General features: G+C 40.0%; 31 protein-coding genes. 8 read left to right on the top strand and 23 right to left on the bottom strand.

Annotated features, from left to right (window positions below):
- Positions 1–66 precede the first annotated feature (66 nt).
- Positions 67–633, bottom strand: a complete 567-nt coding sequence (locus ABRZ28_RS15030) for a type 4 pilus major pilin (RefSeq protein ID WP_150433892.1) — start codon at positions 631–633, stop codon at positions 67–69.
- A gap of 249 nt (positions 634–882) precedes the next feature.
- Positions 883–1,065, bottom strand: coding sequence for a hypothetical protein (locus ABRZ28_RS15025; protein WP_330520721.1), 183 nt, complete (start codon positions 1,063–1,065; stop codon positions 883–885).
- 103 nt (positions 1,066–1,168) lie between these two features.
- Between ABRZ28_RS15025 and ABRZ28_RS15020 the strand changes: the two genes are divergently transcribed.
- Together ABRZ28_RS15020 and ABRZ28_RS15015 are read left to right on the top strand one after the other, a co-directional pair.
- Positions 1,169–1,576, top strand: a complete 408-nt coding sequence (locus ABRZ28_RS15020) for an H-NS family histone-like protein (protein WP_330520720.1) — start codon at positions 1,169–1,171, stop codon at positions 1,574–1,576.
- A gap of 50 nt (positions 1,577–1,626) precedes the next feature.
- Positions 1,627–2,565, top strand: a complete 939-nt coding sequence (locus ABRZ28_RS15015) for an HNH endonuclease (protein ID WP_330520719.1) — start codon at positions 1,627–1,629, stop codon at positions 2,563–2,565.
- A 122-nt stretch (positions 2,566–2,687) separates the two neighbouring features.
- Here ABRZ28_RS15015 and ABRZ28_RS15010 read toward each other — a convergent pair whose 3' ends face one another.
- A complete protein-coding gene (locus ABRZ28_RS15010; protein ID WP_330520718.1) occupies positions 2,688–2,972 on the bottom strand; it encodes a conjugal transfer protein TraD in 285 nt (94 codons plus the stop codon).
- A gap of 28 nt (positions 2,973–3,000) precedes the next feature.
- On the bottom strand, positions 3,001–3,294 hold the full coding sequence (locus ABRZ28_RS15005) for a hypothetical protein (RefSeq protein WP_330520717.1): 294 nt from the start codon (positions 3,292–3,294) through the stop codon (positions 3,001–3,003).
- 498 nt (positions 3,295–3,792) lie between these two features.
- Here ABRZ28_RS15005 and ABRZ28_RS15000 point away from each other — a divergent pair, with 498 nt between their 5' ends.
- Together ABRZ28_RS15000 and mobQ are read left to right on the top strand one after the other, a co-directional pair.
- Complete coding sequence (locus ABRZ28_RS15000) at positions 3,793–4,314, top strand: DUF2778 domain-containing protein (RefSeq protein WP_330520716.1); 522 nt, start codon at positions 3,793–3,795, stop codon at positions 4,312–4,314.
- Between the two features lie 952 nt (positions 4,315–5,266).
- Complete coding sequence (mobQ, locus tag ABRZ28_RS14995) at positions 5,267–6,691, top strand: MobQ family relaxase (RefSeq protein WP_330520715.1); 1,425 nt, start codon at positions 5,267–5,269, stop codon at positions 6,689–6,691.
- 359 nt (positions 6,692–7,050) lie between these two features.
- On the opposite strand, the gene ABRZ28_RS14990 is transcribed toward mobQ, so the two are convergent.
- The 3 genes from ABRZ28_RS14990 to ABRZ28_RS14980 form a co-directional block, all read right to left on the bottom strand.
- A complete protein-coding gene (locus ABRZ28_RS14990; RefSeq protein ID WP_330520713.1) occupies positions 7,051–8,289 on the bottom strand; it encodes a hypothetical protein in 1,239 nt (412 codons plus the stop codon).
- A gap of 361 nt (positions 8,290–8,650) precedes the next feature.
- Positions 8,651–9,310, bottom strand: coding sequence for a hypothetical protein (locus ABRZ28_RS14985; protein WP_330520712.1), 660 nt, complete (start codon positions 9,308–9,310; stop codon positions 8,651–8,653).
- Positions 9,311–9,327: 17 nt separating this feature from the next.
- On the bottom strand, positions 9,328–9,885 hold the full coding sequence (locus ABRZ28_RS14980; protein ID WP_330520711.1) for a membrane lipoprotein lipid attachment site-containing protein: 558 nt from the start codon (positions 9,883–9,885) through the stop codon (positions 9,328–9,330).
- Positions 9,886–10,517: 632 nt separating this feature from the next.
- Between ABRZ28_RS14980 and ABRZ28_RS14975 the strand changes: the two genes are divergently transcribed.
- Positions 10,518–10,895: an SEN1984 family lipoprotein gene (locus ABRZ28_RS14975; protein WP_330520709.1), complete on the top strand. Its 378-nt coding sequence runs from the start codon at positions 10,518–10,520 to the stop codon at positions 10,893–10,895.
- 82 nt (positions 10,896–10,977) lie between these two features.
- Here ABRZ28_RS14975 and ABRZ28_RS14970 read toward each other — a convergent pair whose 3' ends face one another.
- The gene (locus ABRZ28_RS14970) at positions 10,978–11,652 is read right to left on the bottom strand and encodes a hypothetical protein (RefSeq protein WP_330520707.1); all 675 of its coding nucleotides are present in this window, start codon (positions 11,650–11,652) and stop codon (positions 10,978–10,980) included.
- 112 nt (positions 11,653–11,764) lie between these two features.
- Positions 11,765–12,451 (bottom strand): hypothetical protein, encoded by a 687-nt coding sequence (locus ABRZ28_RS14965; RefSeq protein WP_330520706.1) that lies wholly within the window; start codon positions 12,449–12,451, stop codon positions 11,765–11,767.
- A 933-nt stretch (positions 12,452–13,384) separates the two neighbouring features.
- Here ABRZ28_RS14965 and ABRZ28_RS14960 point away from each other — a divergent pair.
- The 3 genes from ABRZ28_RS14960 (at position 13,385) to ABRZ28_RS14950 (ending at position 15,564) form a co-directional block, all read left to right on the top strand.
- Positions 13,385–14,119, top strand: coding sequence for an SEN1990 family winged helix-turn-helix DNA-binding protein (locus ABRZ28_RS14960; RefSeq protein ID WP_330520705.1), 735 nt, complete (start codon positions 13,385–13,387; stop codon positions 14,117–14,119).
- Between the two features lie 24 nt (positions 14,120–14,143).
- A complete protein-coding gene (locus tag ABRZ28_RS14955; RefSeq protein WP_330520703.1) occupies positions 14,144–14,944 on the top strand; it encodes a hypothetical protein in 801 nt (266 codons plus the stop codon).
- A gap of 137 nt (positions 14,945–15,081) precedes the next feature.
- A complete protein-coding gene (locus tag ABRZ28_RS14950) occupies positions 15,082–15,564 on the top strand; it encodes a DUF4756 family protein (protein ID WP_330520702.1) in 483 nt (160 codons plus the stop codon).
- Between the two features lie 78 nt (positions 15,565–15,642).
- On the opposite strand, the gene ABRZ28_RS14945 is transcribed toward ABRZ28_RS14950, so the two are convergent.
- From ABRZ28_RS14945 to ABRZ28_RS14880, 14 genes are all read right to left on the bottom strand, one after another.
- Positions 15,643–15,963: a hypothetical protein gene (locus ABRZ28_RS14945; protein ID WP_330520701.1), complete on the bottom strand. Its 321-nt coding sequence runs from the start codon at positions 15,961–15,963 to the stop codon at positions 15,643–15,645.
- Between the two features lie 58 nt (positions 15,964–16,021).
- Positions 16,022–16,771, bottom strand: a complete 750-nt coding sequence (locus ABRZ28_RS14940) for an EcsC family protein (protein ID WP_330520700.1) — start codon at positions 16,769–16,771, stop codon at positions 16,022–16,024.
- A 101-nt stretch (positions 16,772–16,872) separates the two neighbouring features.
- Entirely contained in the window at positions 16,873–17,106 is a 234-nt protein-coding gene (locus ABRZ28_RS14935) for an H-NS family histone-like protein (protein WP_330520699.1), read from the bottom strand.
- Positions 17,107–17,166: 60 nt separating this feature from the next.
- On the bottom strand, positions 17,167–17,517 hold the full coding sequence (locus ABRZ28_RS14930; protein WP_330520698.1) for a hypothetical protein: 351 nt from the start codon (positions 17,515–17,517) through the stop codon (positions 17,167–17,169).
- A 39-nt stretch (positions 17,518–17,556) separates the two neighbouring features.
- Positions 17,557–17,793: a hypothetical protein gene (locus tag ABRZ28_RS14925; protein WP_275070997.1), complete on the bottom strand. Its 237-nt coding sequence runs from the start codon at positions 17,791–17,793 to the stop codon at positions 17,557–17,559.
- 79 nt (positions 17,794–17,872) lie between these two features.
- Complete coding sequence (locus ABRZ28_RS14920; RefSeq protein ID WP_330520697.1) at positions 17,873–18,169, bottom strand: hypothetical protein; 297 nt, start codon at positions 18,167–18,169, stop codon at positions 17,873–17,875.
- A gap of 80 nt (positions 18,170–18,249) precedes the next feature.
- Positions 18,250–18,564 carry a hypothetical protein gene (locus tag ABRZ28_RS14915; RefSeq protein WP_330520696.1) on the bottom strand — a complete coding sequence of 105 codons (315 nt, stop codon included), beginning with the start codon at positions 18,562–18,564 and terminating at the stop codon, positions 18,250–18,252.
- A 31-nt stretch (positions 18,565–18,595) separates the two neighbouring features.
- On the bottom strand, positions 18,596–18,847 hold the full coding sequence (locus ABRZ28_RS14910; protein WP_330520695.1) for a helix-turn-helix transcriptional regulator: 252 nt from the start codon (positions 18,845–18,847) through the stop codon (positions 18,596–18,598).
- 193 nt (positions 18,848–19,040) lie between these two features.
- Positions 19,041–19,919, bottom strand: a complete 879-nt coding sequence (locus tag ABRZ28_RS14905) for a DUF6387 family protein (protein ID WP_330520694.1) — start codon at positions 19,917–19,919, stop codon at positions 19,041–19,043.
- Between the two features lie 537 nt (positions 19,920–20,456).
- Positions 20,457–21,020 carry a GNAT family N-acetyltransferase gene (locus ABRZ28_RS14900; protein ID WP_330520693.1) on the bottom strand — a complete coding sequence of 188 codons (564 nt, stop codon included), beginning with the start codon at positions 21,018–21,020 and terminating at the stop codon, positions 20,457–20,459.
- A 96-nt stretch (positions 21,021–21,116) separates the two neighbouring features.
- The gene (locus tag ABRZ28_RS14895) at positions 21,117–23,198 is read right to left on the bottom strand and encodes a heavy metal translocating P-type ATPase (RefSeq protein WP_319605342.1); all 2,082 of its coding nucleotides are present in this window, start codon (positions 23,196–23,198) and stop codon (positions 21,117–21,119) included.
- Positions 23,195–23,530 carry a YtxH domain-containing protein gene (locus ABRZ28_RS14890; RefSeq protein WP_319605341.1) on the bottom strand — a complete coding sequence of 112 codons (336 nt, stop codon included), beginning with the start codon at positions 23,528–23,530 and terminating at the stop codon, positions 23,195–23,197. Before ABRZ28_RS14890 ends, ABRZ28_RS14895 begins: the two co-directional genes overlap by 4 nt.
- Positions 23,517–23,831 (bottom strand): magnetosome protein MamC family protein, encoded by a 315-nt coding sequence (locus ABRZ28_RS14885; RefSeq protein ID WP_319605340.1) that lies wholly within the window; start codon positions 23,829–23,831, stop codon positions 23,517–23,519. The genes ABRZ28_RS14890 and ABRZ28_RS14885 overlap by 14 nt, the downstream gene beginning before the upstream one ends.
- Positions 23,815–24,501, bottom strand: coding sequence for a YtxH domain-containing protein (locus ABRZ28_RS14880; protein WP_330520691.1), 687 nt, complete (start codon positions 24,499–24,501; stop codon positions 23,815–23,817). The genes ABRZ28_RS14885 and ABRZ28_RS14880 overlap by 17 nt, the downstream gene beginning before the upstream one ends.
- Positions 24,502–24,514 lie beyond the last annotated feature (13 nt).

Raw genomic sequence — 24,514 nt, 5'->3', positions numbered from 1 at the left:
AAAAATAAAAAAGTGGTCAAGATATCTATAAGAGATTAATTGATAAAAGGGCAAACGCCCTTTTATTTATAATGATGTAAAGGTAATAGTATTGCTGTTTCCACCAGACTGACACGTTGACGCCACCGTCGCCATATTCATATCACTGCTGGCTTTTCTAATATTTCCTGTTGTTAACGCTGTGCTGCCCGTTCCAATCGCTACGCTGTAAAAGTTAGCGCCAACACCGGACACTATTTTGGTGCATTCGGATGCTGGAACGCCAATATAGGTAATGGTAAATGCCGAGTTAGCCACGCCGGAAGGACTATCGGTTGATGTGCCTAACAAGACGTTGCCTTTAAAGGCATTAACTGGCTTACTGCTGACTAACATATTGTCAGGAAAAATCTTTGCCTGAACCGCGACTGTTTCATTTAGCCCGGAATAACTGGATACTGCCGTATAAAGTGCTTTTACCCCGGCCTGAATTGTCGCTATATTATTACTTTCCGCTGTGGCTCTTTGCGAGGACTGAACCTTTGGATAAACAATAAATGCCGCAACCACTAACGCTGCGATAATCCCAAGAACTAAAAGTAGTTCAAGCAGGGAAAACCCTTTTTTACTTTTTCTTTTCTTCAACAAGATCATTTTTATCTCCTTTGTCATTTAAATGATAAAAAAGAGATAATCAATTAATCCTGATTGAACAAGAGCAAAAAACGGATACTTGGCTTTTTTACCGATGAACGGTTAACGTAATGATAAAATTAAAAAGGCAAAGGATGATGTCTTTGCCTTTTATGGAGATTTAAAAACTAAAAAAATGTTTATTATATCAACATAAATATCACTATTTATCATGAAGTCAATTAAAAATGATGATTTTATAAAACATTTTTAACTGACAATCTCTTTCTTACCATCAGGATATTCTCTGACAATTTTCCCTTTAGCAATATAATGAATTGCCACACCAGCCAGAAAAGCCTCTTTAATCGCTTTTCTGGATGCTTTTCGTGCCAAACGCGTTAAAATAGCCGTGTCTTCAAGGGGATTGCGAGTTGATTTTTTCTTCTTCATTATTTCCTCCTTAGTCCTATTGATATATAATTCTCCGTTGCCAATTGTCAAATTTTGACATACCACCTAACCATGACTTATTTCTCCATCAGGATGACGCCCAATGAGTGAAGCCCTCAAAGTATTAAATAATATTCGTACCCTGCGTGCTCAGGCGCGTGAAATCGATCTGGAAACACTGGAAGAAATGCTGGAAAAGCTTACGGCCATTGTTGAAGATCGCCGTGAAGAAGAAGCAAGTGGTCAAAAAGAACGGGCTGAGCGTCAGGCCAAAATCGAAGCTTTACGCGCCCAGCTACTGGAAGATGGTATCGATCCGGCTGAACTGCTTGGCTCTGTCTCTACCAGCAAATCTGCAAAAGCTAAACGTGAACCACGTCCTGCCAAATATAAATATATTGATGAAAACGGCGATGAAAAAACGTGGACTGGTCAGGGGCGGACACCTAAAGCCATAACTGCCGCGCTTGAAAGTGGTAAAACTTTGGAAGAGTTTGAGATTGAATTTTAATATTACTAATTGAAAAGCACTACACATACAATATTTGATAAGGAGCTTCAATGAACACTGCTGTCTCTATTCACAAAAATATTGGTTATGAAATTATGCAATATTTGCATGATGCATTTATTGGATCTGAACTGAACGATATAAATGAAAATGGTTGCTACCAATATCTAAAACTAGGGAATGGTTGTTCAATTCGTTATACTAAATGGCGAGATGGAACAATGCCTTTTTACATCATACTCTTTAATAATAAAGGGAGATATATTTTTGAATTAGATTTGTCCATGCTAATTTATAATAATGAATGTTATTATTGGCATCTTAAATCACCACAAAATAAAACAACTCTGGATGTAGTAAATAAAAAACTTAACGAACCTGTAAAACTATCTCATGAATATATAGATTTAGTTAAAAATCAAAAAGAGTTACTTTCATCAGGAATAAACACTCCGAAGAACGGTTTCTACTTTTTATCTAATGTTTCATGGGATATTCTAACCAAACAATTATTAAATTTAGTTTCTTTAGTATTTGAAGGTCATGATTTTTTTGGCCTAGAAATTAATAATAACTATTCTTATAGTGAAGAAGCTGATAATGATAATAATGAATATGAAATTCAGCGTAGGCGCACGAGGAAAGGTCAACTTTTATTAAAAAGAAAACTTCTTGAAGTCTACGGCGCATCCTGCTCTATTACTGGATGCGAGACCATAGAAGTATTAGAAGCGGCACATATCATTAGTCATGCAGAATCCGGAATTAACCATTCTGAAAATGCTCTTTTACTAAGAGCAGACATTCATATTCTTTTTGACCGAAATCTATTAAAAATAGATCCTGAAAACTTTAAAATAATTTTAGATGACTCTCTTAAAAACACCGAATATTGGAATCTAAATGGTAAAAAATTACGTAAAAGAAGCGATGGCAAAAAACCATCTGTTGAATATTTACGTAAAAGATGGGAAAGCTGGCATGATTAATCAGATGAATAAATAAAAATCATACCTTATAATACGGAAGAAAAATATTTATTCATAAACAGTTCACCGACTTAAAACTTGTTTTTAAGTCGGTTCACCGTTCGGACGTGAAAAGAGAAAATTTACTGCTTGGATTTATTTAAAATACTTTCGATATAAGCTTGCCCTTGTGCTCTGTATGCCTCAATATCACTCTCATGAAGATTAGATATGTTAAGTAAAACACCAAAGACTAACTCTTTATCTACATAACCAATATCACATCCTAAAACTTTGGCAACCTCTGCGCCGAAAATAATTTTCTGGCGAGTATTCTCTTTTTTAGTTTGTTGTTTCTTTTTAGCTTCCAAGAAATATAGGCGTTCCTGCGCGGAAGCAATTTGTTGTTTGATTGTTTTTGTTGTCATAATTTTTCTCCTTTATATTTTTATGGTTTTATTTATCATCAGTATCCCAATCCCAAAATGAATCTGAATTTTTATTCTTAACTATCGGTTTTTTCGGCTTGTATGGAATATTTGCGTATTCGTATCCAGATGCTATTCTTTTCTTTATAGATCTAATGCGAAAACGAAAATAATCCCGCTCCTGTTTATTTCTAACTTCTTCTCTCTTTTGGTTGATGATATCCGTTGCCTTAGCATATGCCTGTTCAATATTGGTGTAGATACCATCCTCAATTAATCGTCTTGCTACCCAATCAATGGCCTCATCGTGATTTTTATGCATATCCTCTCCTTGTAATATTCAGTGCAATTTAATTAACACATTTTGAATATTTTTCAACAGGATAGAACATTATATTTTTATCTGATGATCCACATACTCAGCAACCCAATATTTATCCCCCAAACCACAGCATTTATTGTCATTAAAATTAATACTGTCTCATCCAACTCACCAAGCCTCATATTATTCTCCTTTTATTTCACGTCTGTTATTCTCTACTTTATTTTTATTGAAATGGCAAATTATCGTAATTAGGAAATACTTCGTGATTGTTATGGGGTATAGCCTGATGTGAAAACTTTGTTCCAATGGTTAATTTATCAGTATCAGAATAGACACGAACAAATGAATCGTGGTAAAAGCCACGCATAGATAATTTTCGGATTATACTGATTGGCCTAAAGCGTAAGTCATAATCTTATAATAGCATAAGATTGTTAGCAGCTATGTGACTCACCCATTAGGGAACAAAGGGATAATTGGCAAATGCAAATCTGTATGATGGACTATAACAACCTGTCGCATAATGGGAAGGTTGTTAAACTAAACTGCTATGGAGTTGGCGTTTTTGATGTGTTGTCCGGCGTGGAGCACTACATCAACAATCCAAACTGTTCTGATATTGAGAAAGCCGCTATCCCTCCGGGAACCTATTGGATAGTGGATCGTCCTGCTGGTAGTCGACTAAATCGCATCAGGGCTGAGATAATAGATCTGTCTAATTTTTATAAGAGTGACCATTCAGAATGGTTTGGGCTGTTCAGTTCTCAGACAATGAGTGATCACGTTTTTGTCAATGGTATGCGGCGCGGTAGTTTCCGGCTTCATCCACTCAACACGGACGGAACAGGCGTATCGTGGGGATGCGTCACTCTTTACCGCTCATCAGATTTTCAAATCCTACGCAAATCGCTTCTTGCTCGTAAGAAAGTACGAGTTCCGGGTGGAAAAGGATTAATGGCTTACGGCAGAATTGACGTAAGGGGTATCCCTGATTTCAGTAAGTGTGATGTGAAATGAAAACAATATTCAATATTCTATTATTCATCGTACTGATGATTACTATCACACTTATCCTTCCTGATAAGTTCATCAGTGATTTTATCATTAACAAAATTAATATTAGTGGCGATGGTGAGCAAGCCATGAATAATTTTGAGTCTATTGTTTTTCTCATTAAAGTAGGGATCTCAGCTATTGTTTCTTTTATATTAATCTACTGCATCAGAAGTGGGCTTAGAATACATAATAAATAAATTTTAACGTTATCTTATTAACGATAAGGAATGCCAAGGATGGCTTATATCAATAACATCAATGAACAAATAATGAAAAAATTCCCGAGTTATATATTTTACTAGGCTCACTTACGAAAAACAGATCAGACCAGATATTAAAAAACTGACAAGGATGAATGAAAAATAAAACTTACAAACAGAGTATGAAAAATCACACGGTGCTAAAAACCCCGACCTCTCCCCGTTACTTATTTTTGTTAATTAGTGCTTTTGTTTTCACCTGTTAAATTTTATTCTGATTTTTTATTTTAATCTGTGAATTGTGCAACAGGGAAAATTATCGGCTATGACAACTATTTTCTTGTTTTAGGTCTTTCCCGCCTTACGGCGGGATAAATTAACACTTCTCTTGTCCTTCGGACGCTATCTAAAACCCATCAGGGTAATATCGCGGAATACTTCGCCCTTTCATCCAGATTGCGCCGCTTAATTCGGCGTTTTGTTTTACAGTCATTAATATATTTCGTATTAATTAAGTAGAGGGTTTTACATTGTTCAAAAAAACAATGCCCACTTATACACTCACTTCGTGAGCGTGTGGGCCCTACCGGGGGTTGCCTGCCGCAGGCTAAAACCAAAACCGTTTTCCTACGGAAAACAAAATCAAGGTCAACCCAAAGTTTTTCGGGCGAAAAACTAACAGCAGCATAGTTATATTTGAGGGTATTTGTTATATGGCGATTTTTCATCTGGAGTTTAAAATTGTTAAACGTTCTGAGGGTATGTCTTCCTGTAGGAAGGCTGCCTACCATGCACGTTGCAGAATAACAGATGATCGCACAGGCAATACCTACGATTTCAGCCACAGAACAGATTTATTCCATCATCAGATATTAGCGCCAGCTTCCGCACCTGCACATATTATTGAAAGCTCAACAACCCTATGGAATGAAGTTGAAAGGGTTGAGCGTCAGAAAGACGGTCAAACAGCCCGTTATTTTGATGTTGCTATTCCTTGCGAACTGAACAATGAAGACAAGATAAAACTGGTTGTTGAATACTGCCAGAAGAATTTCGTTGATAAGGGGATGATTGCCGATATCGCTTTTCATGATCTCAATGGTGGAAATCCCCATGCACATGTAATGTTGACATTAAAACCGATAACCGGTGATGGCTTCGGTAAAAAAGAAAGAAGCTGGAATGACAAGAAAAACGTTATCCTCTGGCGTGAATCATGGTCAGTGATTGCCAATCGCTATCTTACTGCTGCTGGCAGCAATGAGCGTATCGATCACCGTTCTATTGAAGTCCAACACAGTGAAGCACTGGAAAACGCTGCTATTACAATGGATGCAGAAGAAAAGGCGCTATGGCTTGCCAAGGCAACAGCAACCAGCCGCCCGGCAATGCAACGTGTTCATCGTGCCAAATGGAACAGTCGAAGCGTTCAGGAAAAACGTGCTGCTGAACAGGCTGTACGCGATGAGATGAAACAGGAAGCTCAGGCCACATATAGTGTCTTCAAAGATTTGGATCTTCAGATCGTTGTTGACCTCAGAAGCTTTACCGTGTCGCAGCTTCCTGAACCTGTTGAAATCGTCTTACCTGAAATACAACCTCGAACAGAGTTCTCTGAGACAGGTTCACAGTCAGCATCATCAGAAGATCAAAAGCCTGTTCTGGTTGCCCCTGCGCCTCATACACGCACCAAATTGAAAACCCCATTATCTTCAACTGCCAGTATGGTTAAACGCGCTCCTGTAAAAAAGGTTAGACCGCGTCAGGATGGTATCTTTAAACGTTTCACTTTACTGGTGGTGGAATATATAAAAGAGAAATTCGTCTGGGCCAAGAAGAAACCCGCTCCTGTTTCCGTTGATGCTGACCACGATAAACGTATTGCCGAAAACTATGTGTTTGATGAGGTCAAAGGGATCTATGTGCCACGAATTGAGTACGAAAGGCGTGCCAGATTTAATAGTGACACTTATAGTCCAACACCTAATGAGGTCAGACGCTTTCCAAGTCGTCTTAAACAGGAAAAACCTGAAGCAGATAAGAATCAGATTCTCGCCCCATCTATTCCACGCGAGCAGGTGAGAAATAGCAACTATTCAAGGTTGGTGCCGCCGGGATTTCGAGGTAGAGATTCATAGTAGTATAACTGAAAAATTATAATACTACTTATTTGTGGTGGATTTGATCAGTTTGTTAAAGCAGATAAGCCCACCACGAGAAATTAAATAATTGAGTGATTGTCTGGTTTTGGGAATCTACGGCATTTCAGACCAAAAGATAGTATTATTGGTTTTTCCTTAGTTGTAAGATCATACCATCTGTAATGAATAATTACATCAGATGTTTTCTCTGAAATATAAAAATCACACTTCTTGGCTTGAGTAGCAACCGAAGCTAATGAAGCGTCTTTGAAAAAATGGCGTATCTTTGATAATGATTTATACATGTAAAATGAACCAGCCCCAAAGAGCTAGCCCACCTTCACTTTTTATCTTGGTTATTTTTTCTTATTTTTCAATCTATTTCTAGCTTCTTTTTTGGTGAGTTTCCTTCTTTTCTTTTTATTCTTTGCCACTTTATTACTAAGATTAGAATCTGTATTATTTGTTTCAACATCTCGAATATCCATTACCTCTGATAACTCAACCCTATTATAGCTTGCGGCTGCACTCATATTGAGATATGCTTTATCATTTTCTGTAAGAAGACACTCTGGATAACAAAACCTTGCCATTATAGGAAGATTTAATGTGTTGTTTTGAAAAAGATCGCGAGGATTATTTTTATTTAGATTAAATTGTATTATTTTTTCATTAAATATATTTTGATTTTTAATTTTATTTTTTGCTAACGGATTATGAAATATATATATTCCATCATAAATGGATTCCGGATGCTCAGGCGATACATTGTGGATTAGGTATTTTCCTTCGTGATTATATCTAACATTCATAACAAAAGCAGGATCATAACCATCGGACTTGCTTAAAGCAGACAATTTACCGAGTGTTGTTGTCGGAGAAAATATAATGGCTGAAATATCAGAAAACTTCTCATTATTAAAAATCCCTAATGGGATATCGACTTCCTCACCATTACTTTTCTTTTTGATGATAGATTTTTTGATAACATAGATATCGTTTTCTGGAGAAAAATAAAATCCATATAACAAAGCAAACATCGAAAAAATAGATTCTTTACCATAATTAATTTGATTATATGACGATAGTGCTATAACAAAAGGTACATCTTCATCTACCCAATCACATTTTATATATTCGTTTTTATATTTATTAAGCTTTATATCTATCGCATTAGAATTTCGGATAATTGATTCATCTATAAATTTTGAAAATTCATCATCACTTTCAAAACGTTTTAAATTATTAAAAACATCATTTAAAGTTCTCCCATCCTCTTTTTCACCATCATTTTTTATATTAGAGACTACAGCCTCTATGTATATCTCTTCTGGTGACTCCACAATAAAATCTGGTCTTGCATATTTTTCTTTAATCGTAAATCCTTGCTCTTTTAATAAAGCATGAATAAAAACCTCCCAAAAGGATGAGTGAAATGTTGTTTGAAATTCGATCTGGAATTTTTTATCTCTATCATAAAAACCATCGGCAAGTGATTTAAATTTTTCTTTGGCATTAGAATAGTAAATTTCATCTTTCAACATCAAGAATTTTTTATGCTGTGGTTTGTCTTTAGAAACATGAAAAATGTTCACACAATACCTCTTATATATTTACGAATAAATGCGCCTTAATATAGTAATGGGAAAATCTTATCACATTTAATTTAATAATTACATATGTAATTAACAAAAATCATTTAGTCAAGTATAGTAATTACTTTTGTTGTATTTATTCTATAAAGATAAAATCCTCATGCGGCCTGATTCCATTACAACAACCACCTAGATATTAAACTCCTTCTACATATCAACATTATCACAATACTATATAATAAAATCATTCCCTTGCCGATTATAAAAAAACCACATCTGTACATTAGAATGTGGTTTGTATGTATCTGAGGATGATGGTTACATCCTTCGCCTGAACAAAAAATTGTCAGAGAAGGTCGCATTACCAGTTATCATTATTTCGCTTTTCAATAAATTCCCGATAACGCTGTTGCTCAACAATATTCAAATTTGGATCAGATAGAACACTTCGCCCCTTCACAGCAATATCATAATCGATTTGTGATTGTGTCTCGTACTCTTTGGTCGGTTTAAAATAATCTGGTTGTATATCCGATGATGGAGCAGAAGAACCAGAGTAATTTTTATCCCCAGCACAACCGAGATAAGCCAGCAGACAGGCAAACAAGAAGAAAAATGTCCATACCATATTGTATCCATTAAGCGTGTATCCACTGCCATTCACATCTAAAAACACGCCATGAAATCTAATAGCGTAGACAATCAGAAAGGATGAAAGTATAACAACCCGGCTTTTACCGACGGTTAAATGCTTACGAGTAAATTTTACGGTTGGAATTAGCATGACCACAAACAGCCCAATAGCAACAACGACCAGCCATACAGGGAACAGCCCGTATTTTTGCGTGGTATTCTGAGATAACGTCACCAGCGATAGCACCAAGAAGGCGTTAAGTAGAAAAAGCCTCAATGCCATCGATACCTTAACCTTCTTTGATATCTTATGTAGAAACAGCACGGGTGCCAATGATGGTATGTTCATCAGCAGCCCAATGAAAAACGCCCAATAGATAGTGTTCATAGCATCTTTTCCTGTAATTACCGAGCGGCCCAGCCGTTATTGGTTTTCACCAGAACGATTTTGGCCTCTTCTGGTTCAGTCATACCTTTCACACCTGAGAAGGCATCTTTATCAACCCATCCCGGAATACCGTCTAGTTTCCACGTATAGGTCACTTGCGTCATTTTAACGCCATTACCCTCACTGGGTTCAGTCCAGCTTTTAACCTCTGCAACAGCCCGATGACCAACACAGGCACCATTACCACTATCCCAAAACTTCGCTTTACGTCCTTTCTCTGTAGCAGATAAAACTGCTACTTGTTTAAACATCTCCTGTTCGTATGAAATATCTAATAGACCAGTATTTTTAAGACCAGTTAAGATCGGATCTTCTCCCCCGCTACGGATATTTACTCTTACTACGGCTTTATTATTAAATCTTTCAAAAGCGCTGTTATTACTTTCTTTTGAACTAAAACCATAGCAAACAGCATCTTTGCTGATTTGCTCATTAATCGCTTTTTCAAAGTCGCCTTTCTCACCACATCCCGCCAAAACCAGAGCTGTGCCAGCAACGAGTAAAATCTTCTTCATCTTTCCATCCCTTTCTGAATGATTACCAATGCGTGTTCTTAGGTGTTTTGCCTACGCCAGTAGAGACATCATCAAGCTTTGAAAGGCATAGTCCAACAAAACAACCTGTTTAACCAATTGATATAATTTAATTATTTTTCCCTGTCGTCATATCGTTTATAACGATCAAAAACAAAATAATGATAGATATCATCTATCATAACTAGTTATTCGATCGATTAAACTAATTAAAACACCGATCGATAAACGATTTTTAATCGTCATTACCTATCAATATATAATTATCGATCTGTTATACCGATCATTTTCTTGCTAGATGAATCGTTACTGGATAAAGTGAGCAGAAGAACTACAGGAGCATTTACGCTTTGGTTCATAGGGATAGAACGTCAAACCCTATGACCAACAGCCAGCACTGTTTTACGACCTTAGCGTAGCTTTTATTAATGCAACATCAGGGAAAACAGCAGTGAAGGATGCCGCTAGCTGATTAGATAAAAAGACTCATAGGCTTCTGATGCGGCTTTTTACGTCATTGATTAACACAAATTTTTGAATAGCCAGATGCGGTACAACGCTGGCCCCGGCTTCTTTATGCCTGATTTTACGTTTACTGTTTATATGGAGTTAACATGAAAAAACTGTTTATCGCTGCTTTGGTGATCCTGCCTCTTACCGCTTGCACTACCTATGGCAACAAATCCCTGAAAGATGAAACCCAGCAAACAGTAAAAACTAAGATAGTTAAAGGAAAAACTACCCAGCAGGATATTATTAATGCTTTCGGTGAGCCACAAACGCGGGCAACCAATGACGGCCAAGAGATGTGGTCCTATTCCAGCATGTCAGGTGAGAACCAGATATCTAACTACATTCCCGGTCTGGCTCTACTGAAGAACAGCAGCACAGCCCATATGAAATCATTGGATATTTGGTTCAAAGGGAATGTTGTTGACCGATATAATTTCAGTCAGACGGTGAGTAAGGTTTCGCGTGGATTGTTGGATTAAACATAATATCTAATATATTAGTGTGCCGTCATATACTATGACGGCGAGAATAATAATCAAGCCACTATATTTAGCATTTTATTTAAAAGGAATTTACCTTATCAAAGCCACTAATGATTGTATATGAAATGGATGCGTTATCTGCTTTCGTGACTTTAAATTTAGCGCCCTTATATGCAACAACATTGCTTACATCAGTTAAATCAGCTGTAAAATCCGTGGTATAAGCAGCTCTTGCCATATCATTAGAGAATTCTCTATATGTAAATTTTAATACACTTGCTGACTTACCATTATATTCTATCGTCTTCACTAAGGAGTTACTTACAAGGCACAGACCTTCAGGTATATACTGGATGGAAATTTCATTTGGCTCATAAGATGTTCCATTAGGAGGTGACACCGCATTTGATTTCTTGTCATATGTCACATAATTAACAGAGCTAACAACCTGTCCATACAAATTTTTTAATTCAACTGATGATTTATCTTTTGGATTAGAATACACATTATTACCAACATGACAATATGTTCCCTCCTTAATATTTGACATAGCTCCTGTTGCACTACCCAATTTTAACAGCTCAGTTTTATATCCAGTCGCTGACCTTATTATTGGGTCTCCCATATATGCAGTGTTTGCTGAGCCTATAGATGGGTTTACATACTCTTCCGATGATATTTTAGGAATATTGCTATTCACAGCACAACCAGTTAAAGACGTTAACACAGATATAGCAATAAGTATTTTCTTCATGACATACCCTTAATAAAAAATTTCATATATAGCTGTTCACAAAAAATTATTTTATGTAATTTAATAGTTACTTAAAATAGATAGATGACATACAGATATTCTAAATATAATACTAATTATTTTTACACAACACAACAGCGCTCTTAAGCCTATCAACAGCCTGTGATAGCGCCTCATAGAGATCGCCCTCAATCTCATTCGTGAACTCACCGTTCCTGAACACCACCACATAGCCGCCTGTCAGATCTCGCTGGCGGATGGGGTTTACAGGCTCTATGCCAATGCTGATGCCAGAATGTAAATACTCAGCCACTGGATAGCTCATGTCGTCGTGGATAACGATATCACCTTCGGCTTCCAGCTCGGACAAGAAGCTGTCTTGGTGTAGGGCTTCACGCAGATCCTGCAAGCCGAGCACGTTCATCAGTTTGGGTTCATCCGGGCCATTAGCTTTCATTCTGCCACAGTAATAATAATCATCCAGTTTGCTAACGGGCGTGTTGGGATGCTGGCTGTTATAGGTTTCAGTTTCTGACATCAGCGATCTTATTGTTTCTTCGCTGACTTGGCTGAGTTCAGAAATTAATCTCCCATAAACATTTACCATTCGCTCACTATCACAGGCGTTTGCAGATTCTGATAAGAAGTAAGAATCGTAATCTTTCACATAAATGTTATTACCGTTTTCAAGGGAAAGATTTATTCCTTGTTCATTTTCTTCCATGTCTTTTACTATGCAGGTCAGAAATGGAATTTTTTCATGGGCGTGAAAGAGTGTAATAATCTTAATATTTTTCATTCTTTTATTTTCCTTTTTGTTTTATTTTTTAATACCATATTTATTTCAGGAAAATCAAATTTAACTTTTGGATAATAACGTTTTCCGTAATGTTTTAATCTTCTTTTGAAAAGATATTTATCTTATGAGCTAACGCTCATGTGCTGTCGAAAACGATGAACCTGTTTTCATGAGCATGGCTACGCCCTAACTCTGAAATATGTATTTTCATCTTGATGAGGTAACTTTTCAATATTGATAATAAAAAGAGGAAAGATCTTTTCCAGATCATTCCATCATAAAATAAAAAATTGATCCTATTTTTGAACATAGCATTACCGCGATAACATATAGCATTTGCTCTTAAACGTATAGGAAAACTATATTCAAAGAAGCAGCACTTAGTGATTGTCCAAAACAATCACATTGCTGAAACAGGGCTTGCCCCTGTTAATGATGGATTTATCCATAGAGAATTGCGGCGATAGCCGCTAATAAAGTTAAGAGAAAATCTCCTCCCCTATAGCAATACTATGGCTATAAATTTAGTCACAGAAAGCAGCGCTTTGTGATTGTATGAAACAATCACTTCGCTGAAAATAAATATTAAGAAAAGCACATGTACCTCAGTAAAACCGCACCAGCATAAAACAAAAGGAAAACTTTACTCTCTTAACTTCTTACTAATTATTTAATTATAAGCACTGTCCCAGCCCAATAGAATCAAGGCTTCACACCTTTTTTTGCTATGTTCAAACATAGCAGATACCTATGTGCGCACATAGATCCGTCCTATGTTCGAACATAGCAAGATCTATGTTCGAACATAGGTTTTTTAACATATAGCAATATCATAATAATAAAAGTACTATTTTATTTATAGTTTAACTATTGACTTTTATTTTTCTGCATAGTATTAAAAATAACAGAATAAAAACTATAAGAGAGAATAATATGAATACTAATGACACTGAACTACTTCGTTTATTTGAAACATTAACTACTGAACAAAAGATTGATATCGCAAGACACTTGTTGCAAAACAAAGATATAAAATCAACTACCGTTATTGCAACAGAAGAAGATAAAGCAATATCATTTGCACAGCCCTATGTTTTTGCTTTTACATCTAACTTTCGTGTTTTTTCTGATCTGGATATATCTAAGAATGAATTCCGTGTATTAACTTACATCTTAGAATACATGGAGTTCGGAAACCTTATAAACCTTTCTCAGTCATCACTCTGTAAGGCGCTGAATATTGCATCAGGAAATATGTCAAACATATTCAAAAAACTAAAAAAGAAAGGCATCCTCGTTGAGCATCATGGACACCTGTATATTAACTCGAATATTTTCGCCAAGGGTATGAGTCACCAACTTGATGAGAAACGTAAAGAGCATTTAAGTAATGCCAGAAGCCTTAATGCTGAGATTGAACAATATCCAGAAAACTATACCGATTACTCAAAACAAGAAAGACGAAGCTTAGCTTTAGAAACTGAAACTAAAGAGATCTATACCGATGCCTTTGTTTTTAGTAAGAAGAAAAAGAATAACGCTGTTCCTAATGCTAAAAACAGTATCCAGATCGATAAACCGCGAAAAGTATACAGACGAACAAAGGAAAATGAAGCAGAAAGAAAAGACCTAGCCGATATCGCCAACCATTTGAAAGCAGTATCCTGAAAAACATAATAATAAGGAGTAAAAATGAAAAAACTACCCGGTTCACTTGAAATAAAACTTCATGAAAAACTATCCAAAAATGATATCCTGAATATCTTAGCAGAACAAATGACTATGCTTGAGGAAACATTTGGCATTGAAGAGTTCAAACTCTATTCTTATCTTGAATGTTATCGTGAAAATCAAAAACAAGCTTTATATCACAAAGGTCGAAATACTGTTATAGGCTCATTTAATTTAAGAAGTCAGGATAATTTAGAGAATACAGCTAAATTAATCTCAAAAGATGGTAATAACCGTATCATTTCTTTTGATAAAAAACTTGATGCAGATAAAATACTCACTACAGTTGAAAATATTCAGGCGAATAATCCTTACCGATACTGGTCTAAGGACATTCAGATTATTACAGCTTCGCAGGTTAATAGGATCATTCAAAATGAAAAAAATCGCCAACAGGCAGAGAAAGATAGGCTTTATCTCATCGAACAACAACGTAAAAAGGAAGAACAGGTCCGTAAAGCCAGAGAGAAAGAAGTATATGAGCGACCACTAAAATATTTTATTAACACAAAAATTAGAGAAAGTGGCTTGTCTGAAAGGGACTTCAAAAAACATATTTGTTCAAGCTATAACTATCTAATAGATCATACAACAAAGTCAAAATACTTTGCTGATCGCCAAGACCTGTTAGATAAATATTACAATGTTAGATTGATTCGCTATTCAATCAAAAGATCTGACGGAAAAGTCGGCAAGGTTGAGATTTATACTGATTCTGGTGAACTGATTTTCGAGCAATATAAAACACTTCTGCTTGTTTAAAATAAAAATCAGTTTTTAATGTTTTTCACCAAGAGCACAAAAGATAAAAATACATTAATTTAATTCTTAGCCGAATTTGACACTTTCTCTATATACCTTAGCATATAAATATAACAAATATTATTGACGAGGTATTTATGAGAAAAGTAAAAGTTGATAACAGCGATTTATTAGCATATTTTGATACTATTGAAAAACTTAAAGAACAACCATCAATACAGGAATATCGAGAAGAGTATTTCAGACTGCGTGAAGATGACTCTGAGCCACAATATAAACTAAAAGAATATTACTCAGCCCATACGGAACTACGCAGGTTGGATAGAAAGAGAAAATCTCTTATGGACAGTTTCATCGGTGAACTCAATCCAATAAGTTTTTCAACAGCTAACACATCTGCAAAATCATCAGGGAATCTTGATAAGTTTTATGAACGTAGACTTTATGGAAAAGCGATTGTAGAAAAAGGTGATGAAGAAATAGTTGCTCTAGTGGTAAAACAACGAACTGAAGCAGCACTTGAGTTTCAACGTTCTGTTGAGGAGAGTCTTGAACAGCTTTCTGTTATTTCATCAGATTTTGGAATATCGAATACAAAACGTAGGAAAATGGCCGTTTGAATGCATTAGCTCAGGATTAATCTGGCACTTACCAAGTATTAACTCAATATATGCCAGATAAAGATCGGAGTAATTTATTTAGGCTTGTCTTTTGGATTTAATTTGAGAAAACGTTATCAACGTTTGGCAAAATGCGACAACATCACCAATTGTTCTGAGTGAGTGTAGGGCAGGCCCCCAATCAGCAGGTTCACCTTCATAGTGATGGACTTGCAGCCATCCTCCGTCTTGTGCTGATGGATGCGTTGAATGTCTGACTTGAAAAGCGATGCCATGTTTTTCTCTTGCAAAGTAAACATCAAAAACTGCATCTTGAGGATTACCAGACACCTGATATTCATATTCCTCACCAACAGCTCTTATTAATTTCCTTGCTAAATCGCGGTCTAAAGATTTCATTTTACGGCCTGTTTGTAAATAGTAAAAATTTAGAATTAGGGATTATTATCACAAAAAATCATTCAGGGATTTTTTCTTCAATGAAGATATTACGAGATATGTTCCCAATAGTATTTGTTGACACGCTATCAAATGTAGCACCAACAACACCACCAACTAGCGGTATTGCTTTACCAAGGTTAATAGCACCTTTCTGTCCGAATTTAGTTATAAGTCTAAATCCTACTGCTTTATTTATAGCTTTTATTGTTTCACCAGAAATGTTTTTTATTAAGGTATTAGTCATTTTTGTACTAATTGTAATACCTATATTTTTAACTATATCTTTTGCAGCGTTTCCTGTTAAACAGGTATATACAAGTGTTTTAACGCGATCATCTTTTAAATCGTATCCTCCCATATGAGCAATTGCTGCGATCATGCGAACTTGTATAAATATGACGCTAGATATGTTAGCTGGGATAGCAACCGGAAGAGTAATTATTCCACCAAGGCCTGTTATAAACCCAGATGTTCCCGCTTTTGTATTTTGCCACCGTATTAGCGCATTAACCTTATCAACAAGCTCTCCCTCACCATTCAAATATGGTTCAGCAAGTTCTTGTGCAGAATCCAAGCCGACAACACCATTACAGGCTTTATCATAAGCCCAGTCAAGAACCTGCATAACTTTCGATTCAGTGATTTCGCTCCCCTCACTTTGGGCAGAATCTTTCTTAGAAAGAACTTTCTTACCAAAGTTGCCTAATGCCCCAAAAGCAGCCGTTGCACCTGAAAATTTATTTGATTTATTATCGTCAGAATCCATAATGACCTCAGAAGAGATATAAATATCTTATTCTTTATCGGTAATCTAAGCTAAAACTTTAGTATTAATAAATAAAATAACACTAATCTTGCTAATTATTATTAACCTATAAGATCCTCTGGTGATACCCTATCCCGCCCCACCAACTTGAGGAGCCTCTTCATCCTCAGCTTACGCGCCTTCTTCTCGCCAATCTCCTGATAATACTCCTCACGACGCTCCGCAACAACTTGGCGGAACTTCTTCAAAAACTGTTCCAGTGTTTTGATGTCGGTAGTAGCCGCTTCTGCTTGGTTTTTTCTATACATATACATTACGTGGAATTCATCAATCATCTTAAACCTCTTAGTTTTATTATTTCCCTCTTTCGAGGGAATAATCATTACATCTGAATATTAAATAAGTGTTATTTTTAACTTCCAATAAACAGGATCTCCATTTTCATTCTTATTTATATTTTTCGAAACCAGTTCAATGATGTGTTCTTGATGCCAATACAAGATTGTGGCTTTTAAATCTCTTCTATTGATATCAGATACATCATTTTTGATAGAGTATTTCTTCATCTCACGAGTTATCAAAACATCATATGTGATGCTTGAAAGGAACCCATCATTCAAAATATCGATTGCTGTTTCAGGATGTTTTTCATAAATGGCATATATTTCATCACAGTATTCTTGTAAGATGTTGGCAATAAGTTCGTTTAGTTCTTTTTCACTTTTCTTTAATGTAATCTCTTTCATCTTTAATCCTTTTATTATGTTAGTAGTTAGTAAAAATAATTAGTTGTTATAAACGATATTGATGATAACAGAGCCATATTCCAGATCTAACTCATCAACTAAATCGTTATTGATATGTCGATTTAAGGCATCAATCAAACCCTTATTCTCTATCATTTCTTCTACTGAATACCCACTAAGGGCAACAAACACATCAAAGCTTTCTTGAATGGTATTCATTACTTCTGGAGTTCCGTCACACAACATGCTTACTACTACAGATATTTTATTTGTCATAGAACTTTGTTCGTTGTTGTTTACCATTTATATTTTCCTTTATTACTATTGTTAGCCCCTTACGGGGCAAGATTAGTTCTTACTTTCTAAAGCTTTCTGAATACCCTACTAACATGGCAGCGACCAGTTCAAAGTTAACCTGATTAATATCACTGTGATTTCCTTCTTGGGCAGTGAATCTTTCAAAGTTGTTCTGAATATGATTAATCACATGGATAATAAATGGACTCATAAAATCCGGGTCATCTAAATAATCATTGGCGTCACCATCACCATTGACTTTCATGAACATATTCCAGCTTGCGAAAAATGATCTACAGGCAAGGTCATAGAACAGTTCAGTTGATTTATTAACACCTATCTTCTCTTTAGACATATTTATATCCTCATAGTTAAATGCTTATTTAATTCATTATGTTTTTTATTAGCCCCTTTTCGGGGCCAAATACTGTATTGTTAGCTCATACTAAAAAGTAATGCTTGAGTATGTACATATCTCATTTCAGACATAACTTTATCCATATCAACATAAATCAGTCTTTCTCTTTTACCCACTTCTTCCATATGCTCATCAAAGCGTTTTGCCAGATACTCTTTAACATGCGAAAGATACGATTCGGTTCTGTCGCTATCCAACATAATGGCTGCTAACACCTCAAGTTCTTCTTGTTCTTTATATATACGTATTCCTGTGATATAAAGATTTTTCGCCATAGCAGTAAAAATATTGGTAGATGACTCTTTGATACTTTTCATTTCTTGATTATTCATTTTATTTCCTCTTGTTGTTATTAAAATATTATTAGTGAGATTCATTACGGGCAGCAATAACACTATCCATCCACGCTTCTATCTCACTTTCGATAAAGGCAACCGATCTCAGACCAATCCTGACCTGTTTAGGAAAGAGACCAGCATTGATCAGTCCGTACATTCTTGCCCTACTTAACCCTACCCTTTTGAGCACTTCCGGGAGGCGGATAAGCCTTCTTGGTGTGACTTCGTTTTGCTCATAGAGCGCTGTTCGTTGTTGATTTTTATTGTTATTTTTCATTGTCTTCTCCTGTTTGTTTCGACAGGAGTAATTCTAGGGAAAGTGGCAATGACAAGATGCAGACGTTGGTAAACAACATCTTTCGAGACAATGAAGGGATATGATTTTGGGGAAAATGAAAATGTGCGAATGTCGCTAGTTTTGCATAAGGGAACCTGTCTTGATGGCAGGCTCCCGGAGATAGTGGGAAAGGTTAGTTTTCTTCTTCTTTTTCGTTCATCTTCATGGCATCAGCCACTCTGACATCCATCATGTAGCTGTCTTTGCTCAGATAGAGGTTAAACAAACGCGCAAACTCACGGGTCCGTGCTTTTTCCGCAAAAGGTTTATCGGTATCCTTAATTTGCGCCCCTCCTCTAATCACCTCTGAATCATTCGGATAGAGTAAACGTGACATTTGCTCATTAGAGATTTTTACCCCTCGATGATTAGCCCATAACATCAGATCCAGCATAGGGATAGTTCTCAGGGAGATCACTTTCTTAATCGTGCTCAGACCAAAGCGAAATAAACCGATCTCTGGTTCCGTTATGCCATACTCCTTACGCCATTGTGGGAGCATGATTTTGATATGTTCGATAACTTCATCATCAGTCAGACGTTTGATGTTTAGCCACAGATACAAGGGGTGATCATCATTCAGACGATCGATGTCCGTTAATCGCTGTTTACCCTGTTCTCTTGATACTGGTACTGATGGTGCATCAGGCGAAACATCGCTACGTTGGAGTAAATTGAGTTTCCGTAAGTCTGCCTCATAGCGGCTAATATCCCCAACGGTGATATGCTGAACATGTAATGTGGCATCAGCCAGAGGGTTTTTCTTTTTGGATGATGGGGGAATAGTTTTGGTTGAGCTGATTAATAGCGGAGTGCCAGCCAGTATCTTGGCTTCTTCTTCTAGATAGCGCTGATAGCGTGGACTTTGTTCATTGGTGGAATCATAACGGAACAAAACTGCCCGGCGACTCAGCTCGTCACTTAGGTCGTTTAACGTGATTTCCTGTAAAACATCATAGTTGCTCAGCCTGAACCATTGCTTCGCAGCTTTGATAACCTCACCTGACTTCATTCTTATTATCCTGTTCTGATACCGAACGATTTTTTATGCCCGATTTATCTGAGCGTTATCTTATGCCAAGCAATAGCAACAACGCTATCTCACAGATGGAAGACAGGAAACGAAAAGCACAGTTTCTGGTTTTTTGTTGCAGAGTATTTCAGGGGATTGAGCGAGATAGGTACCACCTCACTTCCCTAAGATTGGGAATGGTTAGGGAAGTGAATAGGGAAAACAATTCATAACACCATGATAAATAATATAATTATATTATCCAGATCAGGTCAACGGGTATCTCTCAGCCTTCACCACGAAGGGCACCCCGAGTCATTGAGATTGTTTCTCTTTACTTTTTGCCAGCTTAGGGGAAGTGGCAGGCTAAAGCAAGTTCGCCCGCCCGGTATCCCTTATTCACAGGGTATCCCGCTTCGCGCCTTCCCTTGTATCATCCGCCTACGCTGCGCTGTCCTTGATTTAGTATCCGGCGCCGAACCTTTTGCCGAACAGTCGCCATAGCGGTCTGCGCCCGATTATTCGCGCCGCCGATTCTCAACAGTGTGTATTTTCATCGTCATGCCATCGCCCCATTACCACCGTGTTGTAGTATTTTCCGTCGCAAAGGATTTTATCGTTTTTTAATATCCCTTCAATTTCAAAACCAAAACGTTGATACAAGTTAATCGCTCTTACGTTGGTTTCCAGGGCGCTCAGCGCCATCTTTTTGATGCCGTTGGCGTCAGCCCAAGCGATAGACGCAGTTAGCAGATGTTTCCCGATACCATATCCCCAAAAGTCTTTCAGCACGCACACGCCAAATTCGACTGTATGCGCCAGCCGCTTGAGATGAGAACCCTCACAGCGCGAAAAACCGACAATACGTCGATTGACGACAGCCAGCAGAAATAAGTTTACCGGACTGTGCGAATCCGACCTGATTAACCGCTCAAATCCGGCGACATCAATAAAGGCTTCACCGCGTTCCCGATCCAGATTTTCCGTCTCGCCGTCGATCTGCGGCCTCAATTGGACTAACTCTTCGGCATCGGTTTCGATGGCCGACCTGATGGTATAGATCAGCCCGTTTACCTGGAGCGCCTTATTACGAATAATCACCGACGATCCTCTATTCCTATGCGCAAGAAAGCGGAAACAGGCGGGAACGCAATGCAAATCACGTTACCGTCTGTATGTGCTTTTCGCGCTGACTTTTTATCTGCGATTCCTGGCCGCCAGCGAGCGCAATAATACGCCCAGCGTGGTGCCGTTATGCAATAGCGCGCTGGCCGTCGGTTTCAGCCAGCCCATGGCGGCCGCCAGCATAATCGAGCTGTTCACCCACTCCGTCAGTTTGATATTGCTGTTAACCAGGCGCATGGCTTCCTGAGCCATTTCACAGGCAGTCACCACGCCCTCCAGATTATCCTGCAACAGGACGGCATCGGCGGCCTGCTGCGCCAACTCGGTACTTTGGTTCATCGCCATGCCGACATCGGCCTGAGTCAGCACCGGCGCATCATTGATGCCGTCGCCGATAAATAACACGCGATGCCCTTGCTGTTGCAAATCGCGCACGACATCGACTTTGCTTTCCGGCGTCGCCTGGGCAAAGAAGCGATCGATGGATAATTCCTGCGCCAGTTGCTGCGCCTTTTCGGCTTTATCCCCCGTCAGCAGGACGACGTTTTTCACCCCCAGCTCGCGCAACCGCCGGATCACGTCGACCGCCTCTTCGCGCACGTTATCCTGAAGGCCGATCATGCCGACCAGACGCTCATCCAGACCGATGAACAACAGGTGACGGCCCTGCGACTCCAGCCGGTCGATTTCATTTTCAAATGCTGAAAAATCAATATCATAATGGCAACTCAGGAAATGACGACTGCCTACCACCATGCGGTGATCGTCCATCTCGGACTGCAAACCGTGGGCAATGACATACTCCACTTCGCCATGATTGATATGCGGCAGCTCATGGTGCGCCGCCGCCGCAACCACCGCTTTCGCCAGCGGATGATTGCTGTGTTCTTCAACCGAGGCGGCGATGGCCAGCAAACGCTCGGCCCAGGCCTTTTGCGGATCGAAACTGACGACATCGGTTACCAGCATATCGCCATGCGTCAGGGTGCCGGTTTTATCGAACACCACGGTATCGACGGCGGCCAGTCGCTCAATCGCCCTGCCGCCTTTCAGCAACAGCCCCTGACGGGCCGCGCGGCTCATGATCGACTTAAAGGCGATTGGCGTACTCAGCTTCAGCGCGCATGAGTAATCCACCAGGAATACGGCGGCCAGACGCTGCCAGTCGCGGGTTAGGGCGAATACCGCCGCGCCGACGCCCATGGTGATCGCGACCCGCCGGTCGGCCATTTGTTGCGTCACGCGTTGCGTTTCACTGCGCTGACTCAAAGACTCGCTGATAAAACGTCGGATATTGGCCGTGGAAGACTCATCGCCGACCCGTTCGGCGCGGACCACGATATTGCCATCCTGCACCTGCGTGCCGGCGTAGACCCAGGCGCCGCGCTCCCGGCGCACCGGCACGCCTTCACCGGTCATCGAGGACTGGTTAATCAGCCCCACGCCGCGCAGCACCGAACCATCGGCGGGGATATTGTCTCCCGGCCCCAATAGCATCAAATCGCCGTTGACCAACTCACCGCTTTGAATTTCTTCGCGCACGCCTTGCCGCTCAACCCAAACCGGGTGTTCTCTCGGTTGCATCAGGTCGGCCAGCAACGCGTCGGAGTGGCGGCTGGTTTCCTGCTCCAGATACTCGCCCAGCGTCAACAGCGACTGCGTGATCATCGCGGTACGGTGGTCGCCCCGCGCCATTGATAGCCCCAGCGCCATGGCGTCCAGCGCTTCCACTTTCAGTTGGCCGTGAGCGAGGCTTTCCGCGCCTTCGGCCAGCGTGGGCGCGGTGAGCAGTAAAGCGGGCAGCGCGGCCCAGCGGCGCGGCAGCATTTGGGTCAGGACAATGCCGCCAAAATTGAGCAGATTATCGCTATTGCTGTATTCAGCCTCATAATCGCCCGCAACGCTCGTCTGCCAGTCCAGCGCCAGCGCCTTGCGCAACAGCGTTTTGCCGTTGGTCTGCTCGCGATCGTAGGTGATGACCGCGGAGCAGGCTTCAGGACGCAAACGAACCCCATTCACGCCGCTGAAAGACAGCAACTGCCGTTTCAACCAGACCAGACTTTCCGGGTAACGGCGCATCTGCGGAATACGCAAGCGCACCCGTCCCGGTAACTGATGCACCAGCGTGATGACGTCAGGCAAATTAGCAATCACTCGGCATCCTGCTCACGGTTACGATAATACTCAAGTTCAGCCTGTAAATCGGCTAACCGCTCTTTTAACTCCTCCACTTCGCCACGAACCGTACCCCATGCTTTGCTGGCCGTTGTCGTGATGCCTTGTTGAACTTCACGATTACTCAGCAGGTAAGCGATTGCGGCCCCGGCAACCACGCCGGTAATCAGGTGCGCTCTGCCGTTGGCCTGACGATAAGGCGTTTGCGGCAACGGCTGCGCCGGAGGATACGGCGTCTGCGACAACGGTTGTACGGGAGGATATGGCGTGTAATACGGGTAGTACGCATAAGGATAATCAGGCTGTTTCATTATCTACGTCCTTTTTAGCGATCGCATCCATCAGATAAATACCGGCGGCGCCGGCGCTCAGTAATGTCAGCAACGTCAACACCGGCCGACCGGCGGTCGCATCCGCAACCGCCATCACGGCGCCCCCCACGAGTCCGCCTTTCGCCGCATTGCACACGACGGTCGCCGCCGTCTGATGCAGGGTTTTCTCGCCATTTTGATAGTGTCGCCACTGCTCGACGCAGGACGCCGTAGTGCCGACCAATGCCCCGGCGATAACGGCCCGGCTTACCGGGCTCAGACTGTCACGGTTGTTGCTCATTCTGAGGTTCCTCGCTTGCCGGCTCGTTTGCAGGTTGCGCTTGCTGACGATGACGCTCTACCGACTCATTGAAGCCCTCTTTCCCCGCTTTCAGCGTATCGCGAAAAATCGTTGAACTGGTGGTAGCGGTTTCTTTCAGGGTTTCCGCGCCGCTTTTCACGCCGTCTTTTACTTTTGCGCCGCTGGTTTTGAGTAAATCGCCGGTGCTGGCGACGGTTTGCAGCAGCAAGTTGCGCACGCTTTCATTGGTCAACAACAGCGTAGCCGCCGCGCCGATCATCGCCCCTTTCCAGAATTCCTTATCGTCCATACCGATGGTGCCGATAATGCTTTTAAGTATCCCGGCTTGTTCACCCATCATGTTTTCCACCATGCTCTGAGCCTGATTGTTCCAGTCAAAAGCCGACTGCGCATGATGATGATGGGAATGGTGCGGCGGCGTCATAGCCTGCGGCGGCACGCCGGGTTGAGGCGGCAGCGGATATCCCGCCGGCGGATACCCCGGCATCATGTGCGGCGGATACCACACGGGCTGCGGCCAGTACATCGCCGGCTGTGGCGGCGGCGTGGCGGCTTCCGGAGCCGGGGCGGTCGGCGGATAGTAAGGGTAACCAAACGGCGGGTAATAAGCGCCCCCCTGATTGGCAGGATTGCTATTGTCATTGCTCATATTCGATTCCTTA

The sequence above is a fragment of the Brenneria sp. g21c3 genome (assembly GCF_040240345.1).
Lineage (GTDB): Bacteria > Pseudomonadota > Gammaproteobacteria > Enterobacterales > Enterobacteriaceae > Brenneria.
This window is presented reverse-complemented; position numbering and strand designations above follow the sequence as displayed.

Coding starts and splice junctions, on each gene's coding strand:
- ABRZ28_RS15030 (WP_150433892.1), bottom strand. CDS start 633: ATGATCTTGTTGAAGAAAAGAAAAAGTAAAAAAGGGTTTTCCCTGCTT.
- ABRZ28_RS15025 (WP_330520721.1), bottom strand. CDS start 1,065: ATGAAGAAGAAAAAATCAACTCGCAATCCCCTTGAAGACACGGCTATT.
- ABRZ28_RS15020 (WP_330520720.1), top strand. CDS start 1,169: ATGAGTGAAGCCCTCAAAGTATTAAATAATATTCGTACCCTGCGTGCT.
- ABRZ28_RS15015 (WP_330520719.1), top strand. CDS start 1,627: ATGAACACTGCTGTCTCTATTCACAAAAATATTGGTTATGAAATTATG.
- ABRZ28_RS15010 (WP_330520718.1), bottom strand. CDS start 2,972: ATGACAACAAAAACAATCAAACAACAAATTGCTTCCGCGCAGGAACGC.
- ABRZ28_RS15005 (WP_330520717.1), bottom strand. CDS start 3,294: ATGCATAAAAATCACGATGAGGCCATTGATTGGGTAGCAAGACGATTA.
- ABRZ28_RS15000 (WP_330520716.1), top strand. CDS start 3,793: ATGATGGACTATAACAACCTGTCGCATAATGGGAAGGTTGTTAAACTA.
- mobQ (WP_330520715.1), top strand. CDS start 5,267: ATGGCGATTTTTCATCTGGAGTTTAAAATTGTTAAACGTTCTGAGGGT.
- ABRZ28_RS14985 (WP_330520712.1), bottom strand. CDS start 9,310: ATGAACACTATCTATTGGGCGTTTTTCATTGGGCTGCTGATGAACATA.
- ABRZ28_RS14980 (WP_330520711.1), bottom strand. CDS start 9,885: ATGAAGAAGATTTTACTCGTTGCTGGCACAGCTCTGGTTTTGGCGGGA.
- ABRZ28_RS14975 (WP_330520709.1), top strand. CDS start 10,518: ATGAAAAAACTGTTTATCGCTGCTTTGGTGATCCTGCCTCTTACCGCT.
- ABRZ28_RS14970 (WP_330520707.1), bottom strand. CDS start 11,652: ATGAAGAAAATACTTATTGCTATATCTGTGTTAACGTCTTTAACTGGT.
- ABRZ28_RS14965 (WP_330520706.1), bottom strand. CDS start 12,451: ATGAAAAATATTAAGATTATTACACTCTTTCACGCCCATGAAAAAATT.
- ABRZ28_RS14960 (WP_330520705.1), top strand. CDS start 13,385: ATGAATACTAATGACACTGAACTACTTCGTTTATTTGAAACATTAACT.
- ABRZ28_RS14955 (WP_330520703.1), top strand. CDS start 14,144: ATGAAAAAACTACCCGGTTCACTTGAAATAAAACTTCATGAAAAACTA.
- ABRZ28_RS14950 (WP_330520702.1), top strand. CDS start 15,082: ATGAGAAAAGTAAAAGTTGATAACAGCGATTTATTAGCATATTTTGAT.
- ABRZ28_RS14945 (WP_330520701.1), bottom strand. CDS start 15,963: ATGAAATCTTTAGACCGCGATTTAGCAAGGAAATTAATAAGAGCTGTT.
- ABRZ28_RS14940 (WP_330520700.1), bottom strand. CDS start 16,771: ATGGATTCTGACGATAATAAATCAAATAAATTTTCAGGTGCAACGGCT.
- ABRZ28_RS14935 (WP_330520699.1), bottom strand. CDS start 17,106: ATGATTGATGAATTCCACGTAATGTATATGTATAGAAAAAACCAAGCA.
- ABRZ28_RS14930 (WP_330520698.1), bottom strand. CDS start 17,517: ATGAAAGAGATTACATTAAAGAAAAGTGAAAAAGAACTAAACGAACTT.
- ABRZ28_RS14925 (WP_275070997.1), bottom strand. CDS start 17,793: ATGACAAATAAAATATCTGTAGTAGTAAGCATGTTGTGTGACGGAACT.
- ABRZ28_RS14920 (WP_330520697.1), bottom strand. CDS start 18,169: ATGTCTAAAGAGAAGATAGGTGTTAATAAATCAACTGAACTGTTCTAT.
- ABRZ28_RS14915 (WP_330520696.1), bottom strand. CDS start 18,564: ATGAATAATCAAGAAATGAAAAGTATCAAAGAGTCATCTACCAATATT.
- ABRZ28_RS14910 (WP_330520695.1), bottom strand. CDS start 18,847: ATGAAAAATAACAATAAAAATCAACAACGAACAGCGCTCTATGAGCAA.
- ABRZ28_RS14905 (WP_330520694.1), bottom strand. CDS start 19,919: ATGAAGTCAGGTGAGGTTATCAAAGCTGCGAAGCAATGGTTCAGGCTG.
- ABRZ28_RS14890 (WP_319605341.1), bottom strand. CDS start 23,530: ATGAAACAGCCTGATTATCCTTATGCGTACTACCCGTATTACACGCCA.
- ABRZ28_RS14885 (WP_319605340.1), bottom strand. CDS start 23,831: ATGAGCAACAACCGTGACAGTCTGAGCCCGGTAAGCCGGGCCGTTATC.
- ABRZ28_RS14880 (WP_330520691.1), bottom strand. CDS start 24,501: ATGAGCAATGACAATAGCAATCCTGCCAATCAGGGGGGCGCTTATTAC.